The following is a 21,870-nucleotide window of genomic DNA, read 5'->3' as shown; positions in this document are numbered from 1 at the left end:
TTTTTTCATTCGGAAATTCACAAAAACCGAATAAAAAAAATTCGTGAACTAACAAAGTGGTTACTAATGTGAAACTAAATTTTGCAATTTTTATTAAGGAATAATTTAGTTTTTTACAGAAGAAAATTAGCGAAAATACTTTGTGGTTGTATAAGCCTGATAAATAGTTTCTAGGTCGATAGCATTAGCATTGCCCTGATGGACAACCAAGCGATATTTTAAAGCAGTGGGTTTGGTGGTTGATAAAGGTACGGCTTGTGCTCCTGGAAATGGATACACAGCGTTTTGCATACTATGTTTGGAGCGTAAAATCCAGCGGTTGATGGGGTCAGGGTTATCGGGGTGACATAAAATGGCGATTCCCGAAAGTGTTCCGTTGTCTTCCATAGCACCAGAAATATCCATCCAATTACCCGCTTTTACGGGTAAATTCTTAGGTTCAATTGATCCCGTTGAGCTCGTGAATGTTACATCATCAGGTAGTTTTATTCTTGGTGAAAAGCCACCATAACCTTTTTCGTTTTCCGAGCCGCCAATGTGCAGACTTTCTTCTAAAGCCAACAATGATATGGTAATGTCAATTTCTCGATAATTGATTTTTTTTGGGTGTACGGTAATGGTCGTTATTTCTTTTACAAAGGGTTTTTGCATGCCGTTGTCGTCTAGCCACAAATTTGATTTCCAAAACACTTCGGCCTGTATCGCTTTCGCGGAAGTGTTAGTTGAAACAGGTCTAACTGAAGCCACTTCCCATGAAAAATCTTTGATTTCCCAGCCATCACCAATGCGCTTTTTGCCAATATATAATTGGTGCCACGCCCAAAAAACACCACGTTGGTGCAGGTGGTCTTCAGGAAAGTCTTCGGTTAAAACGGTGCCATTTAATGAATAGAGGGGGTGGATATAATTGGCTCGGCTATATGTTCCTTTGTAGCTTTTTTTGGCGATTTGATATTTTAAAATACTGTCAGTTCCTTCCGTAAAGTGAGCGCCTTCAGTATTAATATGAATCTTAACTGATGATGAATTTGAACATCCTAAAAAGCTAAAAGCGAATAAAAAAAAGAAGAACCATTTCATTTTAAATGCGTTTTAAAAAAGTTGTAAAGTACTGTTAAATCAGAAGAATTTTGTGGCACCGAATGCCCTTTTCCATAGTCAATTAGGGTTGAGGTTGGGACATTTAGGTTATCCAATTTATTTTTAAAAAAACGAATTTGGTCAGCGTAATATGATTCATCGGTGGTGTTGTAAAAAAATAGGGTTGGGGCTGTTTTTTTAGATTCTACCAAATAACTGGCTCCCATGGTTTCCCAAAGTTCTCGGTTATCTTCTAAATCGCCCCATGCCCACGGACAACGTAATTCCAAGTTTTTGTCGCCGTCATCCAAAGTATTGTAGATTTGAGTATAATCGAACACGCCAGGACCGAGAGCCGCGGCTTGTACATCATCTGAAACGCCCAAATGAAAACCAGTATTTTCAAATTCCTGAACTGATTTGTCGCCAATAGCCAAGGATCCTGCTGTCGAGCCACGTGAAAAACCGTAAATGCCAATGTTGCCCGAAAGTCCAAAATCGTCACTTTTAGCACGAAGCGTACGAATAGCCGATTTTACTTTTCGAACCGCATCGGGGTTGGTTTGGTACGATTTGTAGGTGCCGTTTTTCCCACCAACAGGTTTTCCGCTACCCCAAGGCGCGTATTTCGGGTGGTCGGCAATGGCCCAAGCCATGCCGTGTGCCGGTGCGCCTTCCAAAACCGAGTCGTTAAAACCTGCGAAAGTGTAGGGTAAAAAGGAGCGCTTGTTTTTGTTGGTGTTGGTAAGTTGGTTTTTGTCTTCGTTAAACGTGGCGTAGCTGTTACTATATGAAAAGGACAGTACTACGGGAACTTTCTTTTTCGGGTTGGCGGGATAAATAATATCCATGTTTAGAGAGTCGCCCACTGTGTATTGTTTTGGCGTATTGTACACCGTGGGGTCATCCTTAAAATAGGGTACATTTCTGGCAATGCGGTAACCTTCAAAAAGCACGTACGATTGTAACACCGAACAGTCGTTTAAGCCACAAAATGAACCATTGGCAATCGAATCGTTTATGGCCATAATCTCTTGGTTTATTTTGGTAGGAACGTTATTTGGATGGTTTTTATAGTCGAGTTCAACAACCCGATACCCTTGATTGAGCAACCAATTGACATCTTGTTTGTTGCTGTTTTGGCCAATTTTTTCGAAAGCTAAATCTTCGAGATACACGACGGTGAGGTGATTACCTGAAACGTCTTTTATCGGGGATTTGGATTCTGATATTTTGTAGGGAATCGGTTTATTCAATTTATAACTCGCCCATTTTGTCGAAGAACAAGCGGTTATTGAAACCAAAACTATTAACAAGTAAATTTTAACTTTTAACATGCCTAAAAGTAATCAAAAACTTAGTACAAGTTAAATGTGTTTCAATCTTTAATATGAAGTTCTAAATTAAATTCTTGAACGACTAAAGTGTCTTTTTCTCCCAAATTATTATACGATTCAGAAATAAATATATTGTTAATTCTTTGTCTTGCATTTTTGTATTGATTGTAACCTTTATAGCCTATATGGTAGAAATCTAAAAATGGCATAATAAGAGTGTTTCCATTTTTTTTTACATAATAACATTCTTGTAATTCAAATGTATTGCTGTTTATTAAATAATTAAATCCTAAATCTTTATAATACAAAGGTTTGTATTTAAAATGATTTGAATAATAATCATAAACACCAACAGAGCCCTTTCTGATGATTTTATCTTCCCAATAGGTTATGCTCGGGGTTTCATATAAATTAAATAATGTTGGCAATGTATAATATTCGTTGTAAATCTCTAAAGATGTAGGTGATAAATATGTTGCAGAAAATGCATCTGCTATATTATAATTTTCTAATTCAGTTAGGTGATTTTTAATTCGTTCAATTATTTTTAAGGTAGTTTTTGAATCTTTTATTTCACCTTTTTTAGTAAAGACTCTAATCTTTTGACCATGAATTTCAGAGGGAGTGAATGTGGTTGGGTATTCAATAATGTATTCTTCTTCTTTTGAGCAAGAAATAAATACTAAAGCGCAAATAAAAAAACTTAAAATCTTTTTCATGTCATCATAATTAGTTGCTACAATTACCATCAATTAAATTTTGTTTTGTTGGATTATAAGCATTCTTCTCTATTGTCATATCAAGATTAGGAAGGTTTTTAATGAGTGGCTCAACGCCACATAGGTTTGTTAAATTAGAATTCCATCTCACTCTAAGATATCCAGCAGTAGATAAATTTTTTAAACCATTTAGATTAGTTATGCTGCCATTACCAGAGATATCTAAATATCCACCAACAGAATTCAAATTAGTTAAGCCATCCAAGTTTTTTAACTTTGCATTTCCTATAATTTCTAAACGAGCAGCAAAAGGAGAATCATTATTTACATCGCTAATGGTTGAAATATTTTTCAACCCATCAATGTTTTCTAAAGATTCATTTTGCTCAATTCTTAATAATTTTAAGTTGCTACTGATGTTTTCTAATCCATCTATATTTGTTAGTTGCGAATTATCAAAAATCCATAATCTTTCAATATATGTAATTTTTTTAAGTGAGTTTATGTTGGTTAATGCTGTATTGCCTAAAATAGCTAATCCTTCATCAATGGATTTTAGGTTACTGAGTGGCTCTATATTTGACAATACCGTGTTGCCTGAAATTATTAAAGAACCAATAGACGATAAAGTACTCAAACCCTCAATATTCGTTATTGATGATGTTTGATTTCCATAATCAACACCAATCATTACAGCTCCAGTTACTTTAGTGTAGCCTTCTTTTCCAAAATCGTCAACTTGTTGTTGGGTGTTAAAAATGATATCACTCTCATAAACAACTTCGGGTTCTTGGTCCTTGGAGCAGTTGAATAAAAGAATAAAGAAGGAAAGAATAAATGTAATTTTTTTCATTTCGAGATTTATGAGATATCAGTCGAAATATAATAAAAAATAATCTTACATAAATAAATTAATCGACAAAGCGAATCCTTCCCTTTTTTGAAAGTGCCATCAAATCCTGTAAATCGTAAAACTTTAAAACGCCGTATAGTACATTGGTGTACACATCTTTTTGCATGGGGTTTTCCAGAAAGTTGTAAAACGATTTTATGGACCTTGAGATTTCGGTCTTATCAATGCGATTATCCAAATAAGTGGCATGTATGGCAGTTGGCCCATAAAGACCGTTGGCTATGATTTTAATGTTGTGATTTTTTAGGTTTTCAGTTTGTTCAATAAAATCAAGTACGGTCATCACATCCACAACACGTTGCCCCATGATGGGTTTCCCAATGTGCATACTGGCCATGGCGTTGCGGTATTCCCAGTTCCAATATTTGGAGTCGTTGAGGTTTATTGGGTCGGCCGTTTCGCCAAATCCGCGTAAATCGGGCGCCACCAAAATATGGTTTTGGTTGATGTGGTGGTCTATCAGTGATTCGTTATTAAGTACATCTGCTTTTCCGCTTTCATTTAAGTAGATGATGAGCTCGCTTTTTGCGTTGGCCTGTTCGGGCATAAACACCAAACAAGGCAGTGGCATTTGCCCAACTCTATTGATTTGGAATTTGTACAAATCGAATTTTCGATAAGATTTAGAACCGGTTGGGTGGATATCTAGTTTTTCTGTCGGCAGTTTATCAATTCCCAAAAGTTTTAATACTTGGGTTCGTATTTCAATGCTATCTTTTTTCAAAAAAGATATTCTGCTGCTTTTCAATTCTTGAAATTGTTTCCTGTGGAATTCAGGTATGGAAATATTATCAGCAATGGAGGTAATGACCTGTCCTGTTTTAGTGCAATTTAGGTTTTCAATATCGGCTGAACGCGTTTCGGTTTCCTTTACTTGGGCGTTATCATCGTAAAACCATGTTTTAAACCAAGTGGTCATGGCTTCACGCTTAGGTTTTGGCATGCCATGCCCAGCTTCAACCGAAAAAAACTTTACATGAGAAGGTTTTCCAAGAGCAGTGTAGGCCGCTTCCAAATCTTTAAAGGCCTGCTTGGCACCCCAAAAATCTACAAAATCGTATTTACCGGCCATAATCAATATAGGTTTTGGGGCCATCATCAACACAAAATCGGCAAGCTCCAAATGTTCCCTGCCTTCATAGGGAATATGCTGACAGCCATCGGAAGCACCATAAACTTCTAATACCTTTTGACGTTTTGTAAAATAGCTGCATACTGTGGCGACTTTAATGCGCTCGTCGAGCCCCAGCATGTAGGTTGCTTGTGTGCCGCCGCCCGAACTCCCATAAATGCCTATTCTATTTTTGTCGATATCGTTCCGGGTTTCCAGATAATCGATGGCGCGGTGGTTGTCCCAAAATTCATAAGCTGCCAAACTAGACCCCAAAAGGTTAGCACTGGCATTGAGGAGGGTGTGTTCGGTGGTTGCACCTCGTGTACGGGATTTACTAGTGTCGTCAATAAATTGAATGCGTTCGCCCTGTCCAATAGGGTCGACCACCAAAACGGCTATTTTATTTAAAGCCATTAAAGTGGCGACCTTGGATAAAGGTGCTTTTCCTTGTAATCCATGGCCGCACAAATGCAACGTTACAGGAAACGGACCTTTGCCGTTTGGAATATAAAGGTTGGCCGTCACATATCGCTTGGGAAGGCTTTCAAAAATAATATTCTCAACCCTAAAGCCATCCAATTGGGTAACGCCGACTACTTTGACGTTGAGCTTGCTTTTTTCGGGGAAATCGCCGATAATATTTTTGTAACGCTCAATACTTTTATCTCTGTAGTTTTTGAGGCTTTCTTTCGATTTAATGGCTTCAGCAAATACTATATCGCGATTAAGGTATTGTTGTTGAATATTGCGTAACAAAAAATTATTGTATGCTGTGCTCATTCGCCATGAGAGTGCGTTGCCTGACTCTTGTGCTATTCCTTTTAGGCCAATAAAAAGCATGGCGGCATAGGCATATCGAATAAGTTTCATTTGTAAACGGCTTAATAACTTGTTTACAAATTACATAAATTAAATGAAAGAAAAATGAAACTTAATCTGAGTCTACTTTCTTTCGTAGGTAATAAACGAAAAGTCATAATCGTGATCGCTATCTTTTTTATGAAAGATATTTGCAGTTTCTTTCCAAACGCTGTGGTCTATTTCGGGGAAAAAGGCATCGGCTTCAAAACTTTCGTGTACACGTGTTAATTCAATTTTATCGACAAGAGTCATGGCTTGCTCGTAAATTTGTCCGCCACCAATAATGTAAGGCTGTGGGTCACTTTTAGTAGCGTCAAGTGCATCTGCCAAACTGTGCACGACAATAACACCGCTTGGTGCTTTATAATTACTTTGGCGTGTAATGACAACATGAGTACGGTTAGGCAAAGGTTTTGGGAAACTCTCAAAGGTTTTGCGTCCCATAATAATATGGTGGCCACAGGTAAGCGTTTTAAAGCGCTTCAGGTCGTCGCTTAAATGCCAAATAAGCTGATTGCCTCGTCCTATAGCATTGTTTTCTGCTGCGGCAGCTATAATGGTTAAAACTGAATTCTTGTTTTTTAGCTTTTGCGCCGTTTGTTCTGTGTGAACTTTATTCTGGATTAAAAGATCGTCATCCTTAGGAAGGTTTTCTTTTATTTTTCCAATACGCTTTTTTTGTTTGGCAACTAGTTTTTCTAATTGTTGTTGTTCCCAGTCTTTGCCCAAAAATTTATGGGTAACAAAAACGTTAAAAACGTGGTACAGAAGAAAAAATAACCACAACAGAATGGCGAATAAAAACCATTCCATGCCAAACGGCTTGAATGCTTTTCCAATTCCTAAAATGGTATTAGCGATAATCAGAAAAACAGAGCCAATTAAAAACAGTACAAAATGGGTATATAAACGTTTCTTTTGTTTAATACGTTTTTGGGCATTTTCAATTAACTCTAACTGCTCTTTGTCTATTTGCGGACTGGCTTTTTTCTTTCCAAACATATGTGTAAAATAAAGATTGTAAAGTTAAATTTTTTTTCTTCATTACATAGTTAATGTGTAAATACTGAAAAATAAAACTCAATAGAGATCAATTTTCGATTAAAACCCTTGAAAATCAGTCTAAAGCGCATGTGTTGGCTTTAACGATATTCTAAATATTTTAGAGATTTTTTTGTTTACTTCAATTTTAATCGATTGCACGTTAACAAAATGATAATTCTTCATTGTAATATAACTTTAACGAATGTGCCTAACGAATTGTTTTATAAATTTGTACCATAATACAACACAATTTAAAATTACAATTATGGCTATTAAAAAACAATACCTAAAAAGCAAACCGGTTTGTAAGGTAACTTTTTCTTTACCTGCAGAAGATGCGAAAAAAGTTTCTGTAGTAGGGACTTTTAATGACTGGAATGAAAAGAAAACAGCACTTAAAAAACTAAAGAACGGTACGTTTAAAGGTACTGTGGATTTAGAAACAGGAAGTACTCATGAGTTTAAATACATTGTTGATGGTGTATATGTTAATGATGAAGCTGCCGATGCTTACGCCTGGAACGAGTATGCCGGGGCAGAAAACGGTGTGTTAAATCTGTAATTTTCAGTAAAGCATATAAAAATTAAAATGCTCCCATTTTATTTATGGTAGCATTTTTTTTTTGAGTTAACAAAGGTCGGGCTTTTGGTAATCACTGCATCTTTTGTCGAGGAACTCCAATAAACACGCACGCAGTACATAACACTGTCTTAGTTTCCCTGTTTTGAATGTTGCCAGAGCGAAAAGGAGTTACTTTTTCCTTTCTAGGTCCTTTTCAGAGTTGTCTATACCTAGCATTATGGGGATAGCGTAAGGGACAACGACGGGTTTTCCACGGTGATACCCAGGTCTGGTTAATTTCGGTATTAATGCTATTACCCTACGTGCTTCTTTTTCTAATGCACGATGTCCGCCTTTAGCTTTAATTTTAGTAATATTTCCTTGGGTGTCTACTTTAAAAAAGACATTTATTTTCACCAAACCATCTGGCAGTCCTAGGTTGTATGCTATATTGATATTAAAGTGTTTAGCGATGTGTTCTGATATTTTATCAGACATACATTTTTTTAAAATAGCATTGACTAATTTTTTGTTACATCCTTTATAAACAGGAACTTCTTCGACAACTTCAAATGAGGCATCTTCGGAATCATTAACCGTTGGTGTTTTTTGATTTTGAGCAAATATTACATTTGAAAAGATAAAAACTACCAGTGCGAGTTTCTTCATAAAAAATATTTAAACTGCTACGGCGCCTTTTATATGCGGATGCGGATTGTAATCTTCTAAAGTGAAATCGTCAAAAGTAAAATCAAAAATATCTTTTACATCTGGATTTAACTTCATTTTTGGTAACGGTCGAATATCTCTAGATAACTGCAGTTCCAATTGTTCAAAATGGTTACTGTAAATATGTGCATCGCCAAACGTATGGATAAATTCTCCAGCCTCGTAGCCACAAACTTGTGCCATCATCATGGTGAAGAGGGCATAGGACGCAATATTAAAGGGGACACCCAAAAAGATGTCGGCACTACGTTGATACAATTGGCAGGATAATTTTCCGTTGGCCACATAAAACTGAAAAAAGGCATGGCAGGGAGGAAGGGCCGCTTTACCGTTGGCCACATTGTCGCTAAACGATTTTGAGGTGTCGGGTAGTACTGATGGGTTCCAAGCAGAAACTAACATTCTTCTGCTATTGGGGTTGTTTTTTAGGGTGTTTATAACGTCCTTGATTTGGTCGATATCATCACTGTTCCAGTTGCGCCATTGGTGACCGTAAACAGGGCCTAAATCACCATTTTCATCAGCCCATTCGTTCCAAATTCTAACGCCGTTTTCAGTGAGATATTTAATATTGGTATCGCCTTTTAAGAACCACAACAATTCATGGATAATTGATTTTAAATGTAGTTTTTTGGTTGTTACCATCGGAAATCCTTCACTTAAATCAAATCGCATTTGGTAGCCAAAAACACTCTTGGTACCCGTACCGGTACGGTCTCCTTTTTCGTTACCGTTTTCTAAAACGTGTTTTACTAAGTCGTGGTATTGTTTCATAAACATCATTTCCTATAACAAGGAAATCCTCCAATAATTTAAATTAAGCCTGCTTGAAATATTTCAGCGTGAACGAAATTAAGAAATAAGATGCTTTTCAAATTGATTTTTAAAACGTTAATATTAAAAAGTTATTAACGAGATTTTATGCCTTTTTTAATAGCACAAAAGAGAAGAGGTGGGTGGCTACCCAATGATCATTCCTGCGATAGTGGCTGAGATTAATGAGGCTATCGTACCACCAATAAGGGCTTTCATTCCAAATTTAGAAAGTGTTTTGCGCTGTCCAGGAGCTAACGAACCAATGCCCCCAATTTGTATGCCTATAGAAGCAAAATTGGCGAATCCACATAACATGTAGGTGGCCATTATAATTGATTTTTCATAGGTTAAATGTATAGCACTCGTAACATTTTTTAAATCGGCTAACTGAATGTAGCCTACAAATTCACTTGCGGCTAATTTAATTCCAAGTAATTGACCCATTAAAGCCATGTCTTCTTGGGCTACTCCAATTAACCACATAAGTGGCGCAAATATATAACCGAGAACAAATTCAAGAGAAAAACTGTCATAAGAGGTGTTGCTGGCTATCCAACTGTTTAATGACGACCAATCGCCTACCCAGCCCAAAATACCATTTAACATGGCTATAAATGCCACAAAAACCAAAAGCATTGCACCTACGTTTACAGCGAGTTTCAAGCCTTCTGTAGTGCCGTTTGCAATAGCGTCCAAAAAATTAGAACCAATTTTTTCCTGTGAAACAGAAACATCGGTATTAACGGTTTCGGTTTGCGGGTATAAAATTTTAGAAATAACGATGGCACCAGGGGCAGCCATTACCGATGCTGCTAAAAGATGTTTAGCATAAAACAATCGTAATTCTGGATCGTCTCCACCTAAGAACCCAATGTACGCTGCTAAAACGGCTCCCGCTACGGTGGCCATTCCGCCAATCATAACCAAGAGCATTTCGCTTTTGTTCATTTTCTCTAAATAGGCTTTGATTAAAAGTGGCGCTTCTGTTTGGCCCAAAAAAATATTTCCGGCAACGCTAAGACTCTCAGCACCAGAAATTTTTAAGGCTTTAGAAAGTAGCCAAGCCATAGCTTTTACTACTTTTTGGATTATTCCTAAGTAAAATAAAACAGACGTTAAAGCAGAAAAGAAAATGATAGTAGGCAATACTTGAAAAGCAAAAATGAATCCGAAGGTATCCATGTCTACTACTAAGCCCTCAAAAAGAAATTTACTGCCTGCACGTGTAAACTCTAATACCTGAACAAACAAACTGCCAATAAATTCGAACCCAGCTTTTATAAATTCAACTTTTAAAACCCCAATGGCTATGAGTAGCTGGAAAGCCAAGCCAATACCAACTATTTTCCAATTAATAGCTTTTCGGTTACTACTAAAAAGAAAGGCAAGAAACACTAAAGCTACCATGCCTAAAATGCCACGCCATAAACTATCTATCGAAAACCCTTGACTTGGGATGATGTTCGTTTTAGTGAGGTTTTCGGTCTCAGTTTTAACGGTTTTAGAAGCTTCTGGACTTGTGTTGGCTTCAATCAACGAATCTGACTGTGGTTGAGTTACTGAGATGATTTTAGTAGAATCGTTCAGATTAAGGCTGTTTTCACCTTGTGCTGAAATGTTTGCAATGGATAATGAACATACAGCATAAAATAAAAGCAACTTTTTCATATGGTAGATACGGCGTTTATTCTCTTTTGGAAATTTCGTCACGAATATGGGCTGCCTTTTCGTAATCTTCTTTCGCTACGGCTTCATCTAAAAGCTTTTGAAGCTCGGCAAGGGTTTTACCCTTTAGGTTTTCACGAGGTGATTCGGGTTCGAGCTCTTTAGCAACAACTTCGTCCATAAGAATGCTGTCTTCCGTGTCTTCATTTTCATCCTCTTTTTTAGGGTTCACCTTAAGATATATGCCAGCTTTGTCAAGAATGTTTTTATACGTAAATATGGGTGCTTGGAACCGCAGAGCTAAAGCAATCGCATCACTGGTTCTGGCATCAATAATTTCTTCAATTTTATCGCGTTCGCAAATTAAACTTGAATAAAATACGCCATCAACCAATTTGTGGATAATAACCTGTTTGACTACAATTTCAAAACGGTCTGCAAAATTCTTGAAAAGATCGTGTGTTAATGGCCGTGGCGGACTAATTTCCTTTTCTAAGGCAATGGCTATGGATTGTGCTTCAAAAGCACCAATTACTATAGGAAGTTTTCGGTCGCCATCTACTTCGTTTAAAATCAAGGCATAAGCGCCATTTTGGGTCTGGCTATATGAAATACCTTTTATATTTAATCGTACTAAACTCATATTTTTTTCAAAACGCAAAGAACTGTTTAAATTAGAACTTTACCAAGTGCCAAGGCAGAATTATGTATAAAATGCTAATTTAAGCAGTTAAAAAAGACTATCCAATTTATAAAAAAATAAATTATTCGTCTACCGGTGTTTTTATTTTATTGATTAGTCCTGAAATTGAACGTTGGTTTTGTTTCTTATTGCGCTTTAAAGGCTTTCAATTTTTCAATGAGTTCAGGAACCACTTCGAACGCATCACCAACAACGCCATAATCTGCAGCTTTAAAGAAAGGTGCTTCAGGGTCGGTATTGATAACCACTTTTACTTTTGAAGCGTTGATACCAGCTAAATGCTGAATAGCACCAGAAATACCAATGGCAATGTATAGATTTGCAGCAACGGGTTTACCGGTTTGCCCAACGTGCTCACCATGTGGTCGCCAACCTAAATCGGAAACTGGTTTAGAGCAGGCCGTGGCCGCGCCTAAAACATCGGCTAGTTCTTCAATCATGCCCCAATTTTCTGGGCCTTTTAAACCGCGCCCACCAGAAACGACAATCTCGGCATCGGCGATGGTGACCTTATCGGTTGCTTTATCTACGGATTCCACTTTAACTTGTGATTCTGGAAGGGAAGGCGAGAAGTCTTCCACCGAAGCACTTCCCATACTTTCAACCAGGCCAAAAGCATTGTTAGATACACCAACAATTTTTACTTCAGTATTAACTTCAATATTCTCGAAAGCCTTATTGGTAAACGCCGAGCGTTTAACTGTAAATGGACTTGTGCTGGAAGGTGTTGCAACGACATTTGAAGCATAACCTGCATTTAACCCAACAGCTAAAAGGGGGGCTAAATATTTGCTGTCTGCACTTGAACTTACAATAACAACTTTAGAGTTTTCTTGTTCTGCTGCTTGTTGGATTGCCAAAGCGTAAGATTTTGCGTTAAAATCAGTCAATTGGTCGTTAGTTATGTTTAACACCTTGTCAACACCATAATTGCCCAAGGCAGAGATATCATTAGTGTTTACTGCAACAGCTGTAACGGTAGTGCCCAATTGGTCTGCAACGGCTTTGGCGTATGAAGCGACTTCAAAAGCAGTTTTTTTTAACTGGCCTTGTTCTGATTCTGTATATACTAAAACTGACATAATTTTTTTGTTTTTTGTGTTTCCCATTAAAACGGGAGTGTATTAATGTTGCTGAAAATGACAAAACCATTCTACCCAAACGTGTTTGTGGATGTTGGAATGGTTTTTCTTGCTAAATCACTTTGGCTTCGTTGTGAAGTAGGTTTATTAATTCATCTAAATTGTCGGGCTCCACAAGTTTAACCGAGCTTTTAGGAGCTGGTTTTTCAAAAGAAGCTGATGTTGTTTCGGGTTTTGCTTCAACCGGTTCAACAACATTCAATGGTTTTTTTCTTGCCATCATAATACCGCGCATGTTGGGAATGCGAAGGTCGCTTTCTTCAACCAAGCCTTTTTGTCCGCCAATTACAAGAGGTAACGATGTAGAAACGGTTTCTTTACCGCCATCAATTTCACGTGTTGCTTTAGCTGTTTCTCCTTCAATTTCTAGACCTATACAATTGTTAACAAAGTTGGCGTCTGTTAGGCCAGCCAACATGCCAGGAACCATACCGCCATTGTAATCTATAGATTCGCGACCGGCAATAACCAAATCGTAACCTTCTTCTTTAACAACATTAGCCAATTGTTTGGCTACTGAAAACCCATCTGTTGCAGGTGTGTTTACGCGAATAGCTTCATCGGCGCCAATGGCCAAAGCCTTACGCAAAGTCGGTTCTGTTTCAGGTCCACCAACATTAACAACAGTAACACTTGCACCTTGTTTTTCCTTAAACCACATAGCGCGTGTTAATCCAAACTCGTCATTTGGGTTTATAACAAACTGTACGCCATTGCTGTCAAATTTTGTGTTGCCATCGGTAAAATTGATTTTTGATGTCGTATCAGGTACGTGACTTATGCACACTAATATTTTCATAATAGTTTATATATTAAAATGTCTTATTTTTTTCAGGTTACGAAGTTAATTATTTTATTCTGAATATTTGTTATGCGCGCATAGTAAATTTTAAAAAAATCTTATTAGTTAGTATGGCATTTATTGTTATTTTTGCTATTCCAATTAAAATTTTTTTAATGAAAACAATTCAATTTAGAGAGGCTATTTGTGAAGCCATGAGCGAGGAAATGCGTAAAGACGAAAGCATTTATTTAATGGGTGAAGAGGTTGCCGAGTATAACGGTGCCTATAAAGCCTCAAAAGGTATGTTGGATGAATTTGGGCCAAAACGTGTTATTGACACGCCTATTGCCGAACTTGGTTTTGCAGGTATAGCTATTGGTTCAACAATGACGGGTAACAGACCGATTGTAGAATATATGACGTTTAACTTCTCTCTAGTTGGAATTGATCAAATTATAAACAACGCAGCAAAAATCAGACAAATGTCTGGTGGGCAATTTAACTGCCCTATTGTTTTTCGTGGGCCTACTGCTTCGGCAGGTCAATTAGGGGCAACACACTCGCAGGCTTTCGAAAACTGGTTTGCAAATACACCAGGTTTGAAAGTTGTAGTGCCATCAAATCCATATGACGCCAAAGGATTGCTAAAAGCAGCCATTCGTGATGACGATCCGGTTATTTTTATGGAAAGTGAGCAAATGTATGGTGATAAAGGTGAAGTTCCGGAAGGTGAGTACATTGTACCGTTAGGTGTAGCCGATATAAAGCGAAAAGGCGATGATGTAACCATCGTGTCTTTTGGAAAAATTATCAAGGAAGCCTACAAAGCAGCTGATGAGCTTGAAAAAGAAGGCATCTCCTGTGAGATTATCGATTTGCGTACTGTACGTCCAATGGATAGAAAAGCGATTTTAGAATCGGTTAAAAAAACCAACCGATTGGTAGTTGTAGAAGAGGCTTGGCCTTTTGGAAATGTTGCTACCGAAATCACCTATTTAGTGCAGTCTGAAGCTTTCGATTATTTAGATGCTCCTGTTGTGAAAGTCAATACGGCTGATACACCTGCGCCATATTCTCCAGTATTATTGGCAGAATGGTTGCCAAATCACGAAGATGTGATAAAAGCTGTAAAAAAGGTAATGTACCAATTATAAATAAATTAAAATTATTTACGTTATATAAGCTTCATCAGCACTCTGGCTGGTGAAGTTTTTTTGTATTATGAACTTAAGGCTACTTATTCCCCTTTTTCTACTCGTCACTTGTTCTGCTTTTGCCCAAACAAAGGTTAGCGGTCATGTGTTTGATGAAAATGAAATGCCCGTGCCCTTTGCCAATGTTATATTTCAGGGGTCTACGCAAGGTACTATAACTGACGAAAACGGAAGGTTTTATCTCGAATCAGATGAAACTTGGGATGCTCTGGTGGTGTCTTTTATTGGTTATGAGACCTTAATCGTTCCTTTAGAAAAAAAGGTAAACTATAACCTCAGGTATGTGTTACAGGAAGAGCGCGCCGAACTCAGCGAGGTGGTTATTGTGGCGGGTAAGCTTTCAAAAAAAAATAATCCGGCTGTCGATTTGCTCCGTAAAATTTGGGCAAACAAAAGGAGTAATGGCCTCAAACAGTTTAAGCAGTACCAGTTCGATAAATACGAAAAAGTAGAATTCGATTTAAATACCATAGACAGTGCCTTGATAAAAAGCAAGCTCTTTAAGGGAATGGAGTTTGTGTTTAATGAAGTCGATACGTCTCGAGTCACCGGTAAAACCTATTTGCCCATATTTATTAACGAAGCGGTTTCAGAGGTTTATGGCGATAACGACATCAATAAAACAAAAGAAGTTTTAAAGGGCAATAAAAATTCGGGTTTTAGCGATAATCAAGTTATTATCGATTTTATTGGCGACTTGTACAACGATTTTGATATTTACGACAATTACCTCAAGTTTTTCGATAAAAGTTTTGTTAGCCCGCTATCCAGAACCGGTATCAATACCTATAATTATAAATTGTTGGATAGTGCCTATATCGACAACAAATGGTGTTACAATGTAATGTATTACCCACGCCGAAAAAATGAACTGACCTTTAAAGGTGATTTTTGGGTGGCCGATAGCACCTATGCCATTAAGGAAATAAATTTGCAGGCATCAAAAAGTGCCAATATCAACTGGATAAAGGAAATTTATATAGAGCAAGAATTTGAAGTGTTAAACGACTCTGTGTTTTTGGTTAAGCGTGATTATATGATGTCAGATTTTGCATTCAATAAAAAGGAGAAATCGCGTGGTATTTATGGAAAGCGAACCACGCTGTACGATAACTATAAGTTCAATAAAAAGAAAGAAGAAGCATTTTACGAAAAAGATGTTTACAACTACAATTTAGACGTTTACCATCGCGATGATGCATTCTGGGCCGAAAACCGTTTGGAGGGACTCAATAAAGACGAAAAAGGCGTTTACAAAATGCTCGACACCTTAAAAACGGTTAAAAAGTTTAAGCGACTATATAATTTAGGTAGTATTTTGGCGTCGGGCTATGTTGAGTTTAACACCTTGCCCTTGGACTATGGTCCCATTTTTTCAACCTTCGGTTTTAACGAGGTTGAAGGGGTGCGCTTGCGAGCCGGTGGCCGAACGTATTTTGGGCCAAACGATTTATGGCGATTGGAAGGTTTTATGGCTTACGGGTTTCGTGACGATAAATTCAAATATGGCATTTCGGGAAAATGGTTGGTCGATAAAAAAAACCGATTTATTATTTCTGGAGGAAACCGTCGCGATGTAGAACAAATAGGAGCAAGCTTAACAACCAGTACCGATGTTTTGGGACGTAGCTTGGCGTCATCGTCTGTTGTGGGAACAAGTACAAACGATAAGCTTACTAATATAAACCTAACCAGTTTGGCCATTGAAGCCGAACCTTGGCGGAATGTCGTGTTACGGCTGGGGGCAAATTTCCGAACCTTAGAGTCGGCATCGCCAACTTTTAGTTTAGATTATAATACGCCCAATGGGGTGAAATCTGAAATCAAGCAGTACGAATCTACGCTGTCGGTGTCCTATTTTCCAAAACGAAAAATGACGGGTTTTGGTGTTGAGCGTCGAACCGCAAATGATGATTTTGCACGATTGTTTGCTCAGGTGAGCCGAGGTGATAAAACAGTGCTTAATAGTGATTTTGATTATACCAAACTTCAATTTTCGTATTTGCAACCTTGGCAGTTGGGTGGTTTTGGCAGATTGGCCACAACGGTTGAAGCAGGCAAAACCTTCGGGGAAGTGCCACTTGGTTTGTTAAGCGTTATTCCCGGGAACCAATCGTATTTCTCCATTTATAAAACCTTTTCACAACTCGATTTTTACGAGTTCGTTTCAGATACTTATGCTTCGTTTCATTTTGAGCATAATTTTAACGGGAGGCTATTCTCTAGAATTCCGCTGTTGAGAAAGTTGAACCTACGTGAAATTATTAGTGTGCGTGGTGTTTGGGGCGACATTTCTAAAGCAAATATAGCGCTGAGTACCACTAGCAATCCTAATAGTATTGAATTAGTTGCCCCATCAAATGAGCCCTATTACGAATACAGCTTGGGTGTTGGCAATATTTTTAAAGTGTTTAGAATAGATTTTAATTTTCGAGGCAATTACAAAGACAATATTGAATACCCCAACGCCCGAAAATTTGGTGTTACCGGTAGTTTTGGGTTTTATTTTTAGGATGGTTGTTTAATGTGCCTGTATTAGAGTAGTTCGGTTTTATACTGAATTGTGTATTATATTTACACCTTAAATTTGCAGGCGTCATTAAAGAGTTAAACCCCAATTTATATATAATTTAATTGTATTGGATTTAGTCTCAGATATTCTACGGAACTTTGTGTCTCCAATATCTGTAATTCCAAAATCATCTCTAACTTCAAAAGTTAAAATGCTTTTTTCGTTTAATTTAAAAACCGTTCCAATTCCTAGTGATATTCCATATTCTCCTTGTTTTTAAATAGTTAGTTAAAGTCAAAGGCATTCGTGTTTTCTCCAGTTTCTGTATTTATCATTTCATTTGAAATATCAAAAATATGATTGTAGAACAATCCTCCATTTAAAAAGAATTCATTGTCAAAACCAAATTTATATTTTAAGAGAATGTGAATATTTAAATTCTTAAATTTAGTTTCGTCTTCAACTTTAAAAGTGTTTGTCCATACTTGGGAAAAACTTTTATACTCTGACTTATATGATTTGTTTTCGTAATTCAAGTTAGTTAAAACTGAGAACTCTTCATTAATCTGATACTCAAAAGATAATCCGAAAAAATAATTAAAATGGGCATCATGCTTCTCTGCAAAAGAGTCTCCTCTTAAGCTATTATAATTTGGCCCCGCGTTTATTCCGATAATAAAAGCATTAGTGTTGTTTTCTTGTCCAATTAAATTATTTGCGAGAAGTAAAATAGTTAAAGATTAGTAAGAAACTTTTTTTCATAGGACAGTTTAGATTATTGCTAATAAAAAGATGAAAGTTCCGCATCAACAAACCTTATCCTTTCCAAACGAAGATAGTTGAAAATTATTACAAAATAAAATGTATAAAACAAGCGGTTTAAAAGTAAAGCCGTCATTGCGAGGAGGTACGACGTGCCAATCTTTTTGTCAGAACTAAATTTCAAGAGATTCCCACGTCGCTCCAACTGTCGCTCCTCGGGATGACAGTTATATTTACTTTTTAAGCCGCCCTTTTAACTTTGTAAAGGCTAAGGATTATAACCCAAAGGCTTTTTTAATGATATCAACATAATCCAGTTTTTCCCATGTAAACAGTTCTACGTCCAAAGTGATGGTTTCGCCGTTAGGTTGTGAAAATGTTTTGGTTACTGTTTCGTTGGTGCGCCCCATATGGCCGTAAGCAGCGGTTTCACTGTAAATGGGCGAACGCAGTTTTAAGCGGTCTTCAATGGCAAATGGGCGCATATCGAAAATTTCAGATACTTTTGCAGCAATTTCACCATTGGTTAAATTAACCTTCTTCGTGCCAAAAGTATCAATAAAAATACCCATGGGTTCTACAACGCCAATAGCATAGCTTACTTGTACCAAAAGTTCATCAGCCACACCAGCAGCAACTAAATTTTTGGCAATATGTCTTGTGGCATAAGCGGCACTGCGATCTACCTTACTCGGATCTTTTCCTGAAAATGCTCCGCCACCGTGGGCGCCTTTACCACCGTAAGTATCAACAATAATTTTGCGCCCTGTTAAACCCGTATCGCCATGCGGTCCGCCAATTACAAATTTCCCTGTTGGATTGATATGGTATTTAATATCGCTGTTGAATAATTTTTGAATGCCTTCAGGAAGTTTCGCTACCACACGCGGAATTAAAATGTCAACAATGTCTTGCCGAATTTTGGTCAACATGGTTTCGTCGTCGGCAAAATCGTCGTGCTGTGTTGAAATTACAATCGCGTCAATGCGTTGTGGTACATTATCGTCGCTATATTCAATGGTTACCTGGCTTTTGCTGTCTGGGCGCAAATAGGTGATGTCTTTATTTTCGCGACGTATGGCCGATAATTCTTTTAAAATTCTGTGCGACAAATCTAATGCCAGTGGCATATAGTTTTCGGTTTCGTTAGTGGCATAGCCAAACATCATACCTTGGTCGCCAGCACCTTGTTCTTCTTTGCTGCCGCGGTCAACACCTTGGTTGATGTCTTCCGATTGTTCGTGGATAGCCGAAAATACACCGCACGAATTGCCGTCAAACATGTATTCGCCTTTGGTGTAGCCAATTTTGTTAATGGTGTCTCGGGCAATTTTTTGTACGTCTAAATAGGTGGTTGATTTTACCTCACCGGCAAGAACCACTTGGCCAGTAGTAACTAAGGTTTCACAGGCTACTTTCGAGTCGGTGTCAAACGCTAAAAAATTATCGATTAAAGCGTCGCTAATTTGGTCTGCTACTTTGTCTGGATGCCCTTCAGAAACACTTTCTGAAGTGAATAAATAAGCCATATAAATTTGTTTTATTACAAGATTTGACGGAAAACGTCGAAGGAAGTTTGCACTGCCTTTAGCATTTTTTTTAACACTCAACTTTTTCGGTATCTCTTGGTTGGAGGTACTTCGGTTTTCAGTATTAAGAGGTTGCAATCAGTCAAATCTTTCCTCTTGTTGTCATTTTTGATTGGGCAAAAGTAAAAAAATAAAGTAAAATGGTTGTTAAAATTTCCTTTAAAAAATCTGGGGGTGAAAAATCGTCAGAATTTTGGTTTTTTTCTTTAAAAAATTGGCTGTTAAATTTTATTTACAAATATTTGTAGTATTAAATGAGAACAACCATTTTAAATAGCATTTCTACTATTGTCGGCGTCATTGTTGAGCGCCGATTGTAGGAATGGTTTAATATAACAAAATATGAATTTGAGCCTTCCTTTGCGTGAGGGCTTTTTTAATGCATTTTTTTTTCGTTTTGGGCATCATAAAAATAACGGATTAAAAAGTTGTTTTTCAGGTGTTTGTGTTTTTTTTAAGGGTTGTGGATTTAACCCATTATATTAAACTCGGAGTTCGATAACGTAGTAATAAATTAATTTCGAAAACTATTTAATGTTGTTTTGCGGAAAACTTCGAGTTTTCCTTAAAAGAATTAGAAATTCAAATAAAATCTAGATAAAATAAAGTATTATCCATAATAAAAATGAAGGAACTCAATAAATATAGCAGTAGGTTAACCCAAGACGAATCCCAGCCAGCATCTCAGGCCATGTTGTACGCCGTAGGTTTAACGGACGAAGATATGAACAAGGCACAAGTTGGTATTGCCAGTACAGGCTATGATGGTAATCCGTGCAATATGCATTTAAATAATTTGGCCGCCGAGGTTAAAATAGAATGTAAGATTGCAGGAATGGTCGGTTTAGGGTTCAATACTATTGGTGTTAGTGACGGTATTTCCATGGGAACATCGGGGATGAACTACTCTTTGGCTTCGCGCGATATTATAGCAGATTCCATCGAAACCGTTATGAATGCACAAAGCTACGATGCGCTTATTTCTGTGGTCGGCTGTGACAAGAATATGCCTGGTGCCGTTATTGCTATGTTACGGTTAAACCGTCCTTCTATTATGATGTACGGAGGAACTATTGCCTCTGGAAACTACAAAGGAAAAAAATTAAATATTGTTTCGGCATTTGAAGCGCTTGGCCAAAAAGTAGCGGGTGAAATTGATGAAGATGAATACCGTGAAATCATAAAAAGAGCCATTCCGGGTGCAGGTGCTTGTGGCGGTATGTACACAGCAAATACTATGGCATCGGCCATCGAATGTATGGGCTTGGCGCTACCTTATAACTCATCAATTCCTGCCGAAAACCCCAATAAATTGTCAGAGAGCGAAAGAACAGCAATCGCAATAAAAAACCTGTTGGAATTAGACTTAAAACCTTTAGATATCATTTCTAAAAAGTCTATTGAAAACGCCATTGCACTAGTAAATGCATTAGGAGGATCAACTAATGCGGTATTGCATTTCTTGGCCATTGCCCATGCTGCCGATATCGAATTTACTCTAGAAGATTTTCAACGTGTAAGCGACAGAACACCGCTAATTGCCGACTTGAAGCCTAGTGGTAAATATTTAATGGAAGATGTACACGGTATTGGTGGAACGCCAGCCGTAATGAAATACCTGTTGGATAAAGGCTATTTGTATGGCGATTGTATGACCGTAACGGGAAAAACTTTAGCTGAAAACCTTAAAGATGTTGAGCCATTGCAGTTTGAAGAAGATAGCCAAGATGTAATTTATCCAACCGATAAGGCCTTAAAATCTTCAGGAAATCTACAAATCCTTTATGGAAACTTGGCTGAAGAAGGTGCTGTGGCAAAAATATCAGGTAAAGAAGGATTGGTGTTCGAAGGAAAAGCAGTGGTGTTCGATGGTGAGCAAGCTGCCAATACAGGGATTTCCAATGGCGAAGTACAGCGAGGCGATGTCGTCGTCATCCGGTACGTCGGTCCAAAAGGTGGTCCTGGTATGCCGGAAATGCTAAAGCCGACTTCATTGATTATGGGGGCGGGCTTAGGTAAATCGGTCGCTTTAATAACCGACGGACGTTTTTCTGGAGGTACTCACGGTTTTGTAGTAGGGCATATTACCCCAGAAGCGCAAACAGGAGGTGCTATTGGATTGGTGAAAACCGGTGATAAAATTAGGATCAGTGCAGAGGATAATTCCATCAACGTATTGCTTTCTGAAGAAGAACTGGCGAAGAGAAAATCTGAATGGACAGCACCAGAATTAAAACACAAAAAAGGAATATTATACAAATATGCAAAATCGGTAGCTTCAGCATCAAAAGGATGCGTTACTGATGCATTTTAAAATTATAATT

18 protein-coding genes are annotated in these 21,870 nt (G+C 37.6%); 4 read left to right on the top strand and 14 right to left on the bottom strand.

The annotated features are described in order from the left end of the window. Positions 1-126: 126 nt before the first annotated feature. From GSB9_01524 to GSB9_01519, 6 genes are all read right to left on the bottom strand, one after another. Positions 127-1,080, bottom strand: coding sequence for a PmoA family protein (locus tag GSB9_01524; GenBank protein UKM64966.1), 954 nt, complete (start codon positions 1,078-1,080; stop codon positions 127-129). After that, on the bottom strand, positions 1,077-2,336 hold the full coding sequence (locus GSB9_01523; GenBank protein ID UKM64965.2) for a hypothetical protein: 1,260 nt from the start codon (positions 2,334-2,336) through the stop codon (positions 1,077-1,079). The genes GSB9_01524 and GSB9_01523 overlap by 4 nt, the downstream gene beginning before the upstream one ends. 122 nt (positions 2,337-2,458) lie before the next feature. Continuing rightward, positions 2,459-3,169: a hypothetical protein gene (locus GSB9_01522; protein UKM64964.2), complete on the bottom strand. Its 711-nt coding sequence runs from the start codon at positions 3,167-3,169 to the stop codon at positions 2,459-2,461. After that, positions 3,147-3,989 (bottom strand): hypothetical protein, encoded by an 843-nt coding sequence (locus GSB9_01521; GenBank protein UKM64963.1) that lies wholly within the window; start codon positions 3,987-3,989, stop codon positions 3,147-3,149. The genes GSB9_01522 and GSB9_01521 overlap by 23 nt, the downstream gene beginning before the upstream one ends. Positions 3,990-4,047: 58 nt before the next feature. Beyond that, a complete protein-coding gene (locus tag GSB9_01520; GenBank protein UKM64962.1) occupies positions 4,048-6,033 on the bottom strand; it encodes an alpha/beta hydrolase family protein in 1,986 nt (661 codons plus the stop codon). Between the two features lie 72 nt (positions 6,034-6,105). Further along, entirely contained in the window at positions 6,106-7,026 is a 921-nt protein-coding gene (locus tag GSB9_01519; GenBank protein UKM64961.1) for a dihydrofolate reductase, read from the bottom strand. 307 nt (positions 7,027-7,333) lie between these two features. Here GSB9_01519 and GSB9_01518 point away from each other — a divergent pair, with 307 nt between their 5' ends. Beyond that, entirely contained in the window at positions 7,334-7,630 is a 297-nt protein-coding gene (locus GSB9_01518; protein ID UKM64960.1) for an isoamylase early set domain-containing protein, read from the top strand. A 189-nt stretch (positions 7,631-7,819) separates the two neighbouring features. On the opposite strand, the gene GSB9_01517 is transcribed toward GSB9_01518, so the two are convergent. The 6 genes from GSB9_01517 to GSB9_01512 all read right to left on the bottom strand — a co-directional run bounded on the left by GSB9_01517 (position 7,820) and on the right by GSB9_01512 (position 13,484). Beyond that, positions 7,820-8,299 carry a hypothetical protein gene (locus GSB9_01517; GenBank protein ID UKM64959.1) on the bottom strand — a complete coding sequence of 160 codons (480 nt, stop codon included), beginning with the start codon at positions 8,297-8,299 and terminating at the stop codon, positions 7,820-7,822. 9 nt (positions 8,300-8,308) lie between these two features. After that, on the bottom strand, positions 8,309-9,133 hold the full coding sequence (locus GSB9_01516; GenBank protein ID UKM64958.1) for a thymidylate synthase: 825 nt from the start codon (positions 9,131-9,133) through the stop codon (positions 8,309-8,311). A 186-nt stretch (positions 9,134-9,319) separates the two neighbouring features. Next, positions 9,320-10,843, bottom strand: a complete 1,524-nt coding sequence (locus GSB9_01515; GenBank protein ID UKM64957.1) for a Na+ dependent nucleoside transporter — start codon at positions 10,841-10,843, stop codon at positions 9,320-9,322. 16 nt (positions 10,844-10,859) lie between these two features. Then, a complete protein-coding gene (locus GSB9_01514; GenBank protein ID UKM64956.1) occupies positions 10,860-11,483 on the bottom strand; it encodes a bifunctional nuclease family protein in 624 nt (207 codons plus the stop codon). Between the two features lie 185 nt (positions 11,484-11,668). After that, entirely contained in the window at positions 11,669-12,625 is a 957-nt protein-coding gene (locus tag GSB9_01513) for an electron transfer flavoprotein subunit alpha/FixB family protein (protein ID UKM64955.2), read from the bottom strand. A 112-nt stretch (positions 12,626-12,737) separates the two neighbouring features. Then, positions 12,738-13,484, bottom strand: a complete 747-nt coding sequence (locus GSB9_01512; protein UKM64954.1) for an electron transfer flavoprotein subunit beta/FixA family protein — start codon at positions 13,482-13,484, stop codon at positions 12,738-12,740. A gap of 158 nt (positions 13,485-13,642) precedes the next feature. On the opposite strand from GSB9_01512, the gene GSB9_01511 reads away from it, so the two are divergent. Continuing rightward, on the top strand, positions 13,643-14,623 hold the full coding sequence (locus tag GSB9_01511; protein UKM64953.2) for a pyruvate dehydrogenase complex E1 component subunit beta: 981 nt from the start codon (positions 13,643-13,645) through the stop codon (positions 14,621-14,623). Between the two features lie 67 nt (positions 14,624-14,690). After that, positions 14,691-17,195, top strand: a complete 2,505-nt coding sequence (locus GSB9_01510) for a DUF5686 and carboxypeptidase regulatory-like domain-containing protein (GenBank protein ID UKM64952.1) — start codon at positions 14,691-14,693, stop codon at positions 17,193-17,195. A gap of 284 nt (positions 17,196-17,479) precedes the next feature. On the opposite strand, the gene GSB9_01509 is transcribed toward GSB9_01510, so the two are convergent. Continuing rightward, entirely contained in the window at positions 17,480-17,863 is a 384-nt protein-coding gene (locus tag GSB9_01509; GenBank protein ID UKM64951.2) for a PorT family protein, read from the bottom strand. Positions 17,864-18,232: 369 nt separating this feature from the next. After that, on the bottom strand, positions 18,233-19,486 hold the full coding sequence (gene metK / locus GSB9_01508) for a methionine adenosyltransferase (GenBank protein UKM64950.1): 1,254 nt from the start codon (positions 19,484-19,486) through the stop codon (positions 18,233-18,235). A 685-nt stretch (positions 19,487-20,171) separates the two neighbouring features. Here metK and ilvD point away from each other — a divergent pair. Then, positions 20,172-21,860, top strand: a complete 1,689-nt coding sequence (gene ilvD, locus GSB9_01507) for a dihydroxy-acid dehydratase (protein UKM64949.1) — start codon at positions 20,172-20,174, stop codon at positions 21,858-21,860. The last annotated feature ends 10 nt before the right edge of the window (positions 21,861-21,870 follow it).

The organism is Flavobacteriaceae bacterium GSB9, assembly GCA_022749295.1.
Lineage (GTDB): Bacteria > Bacteroidota > Bacteroidia > Flavobacteriales > Flavobacteriaceae > Flavisericum.
This window is presented reverse-complemented; position numbering and strand designations above follow the sequence as displayed.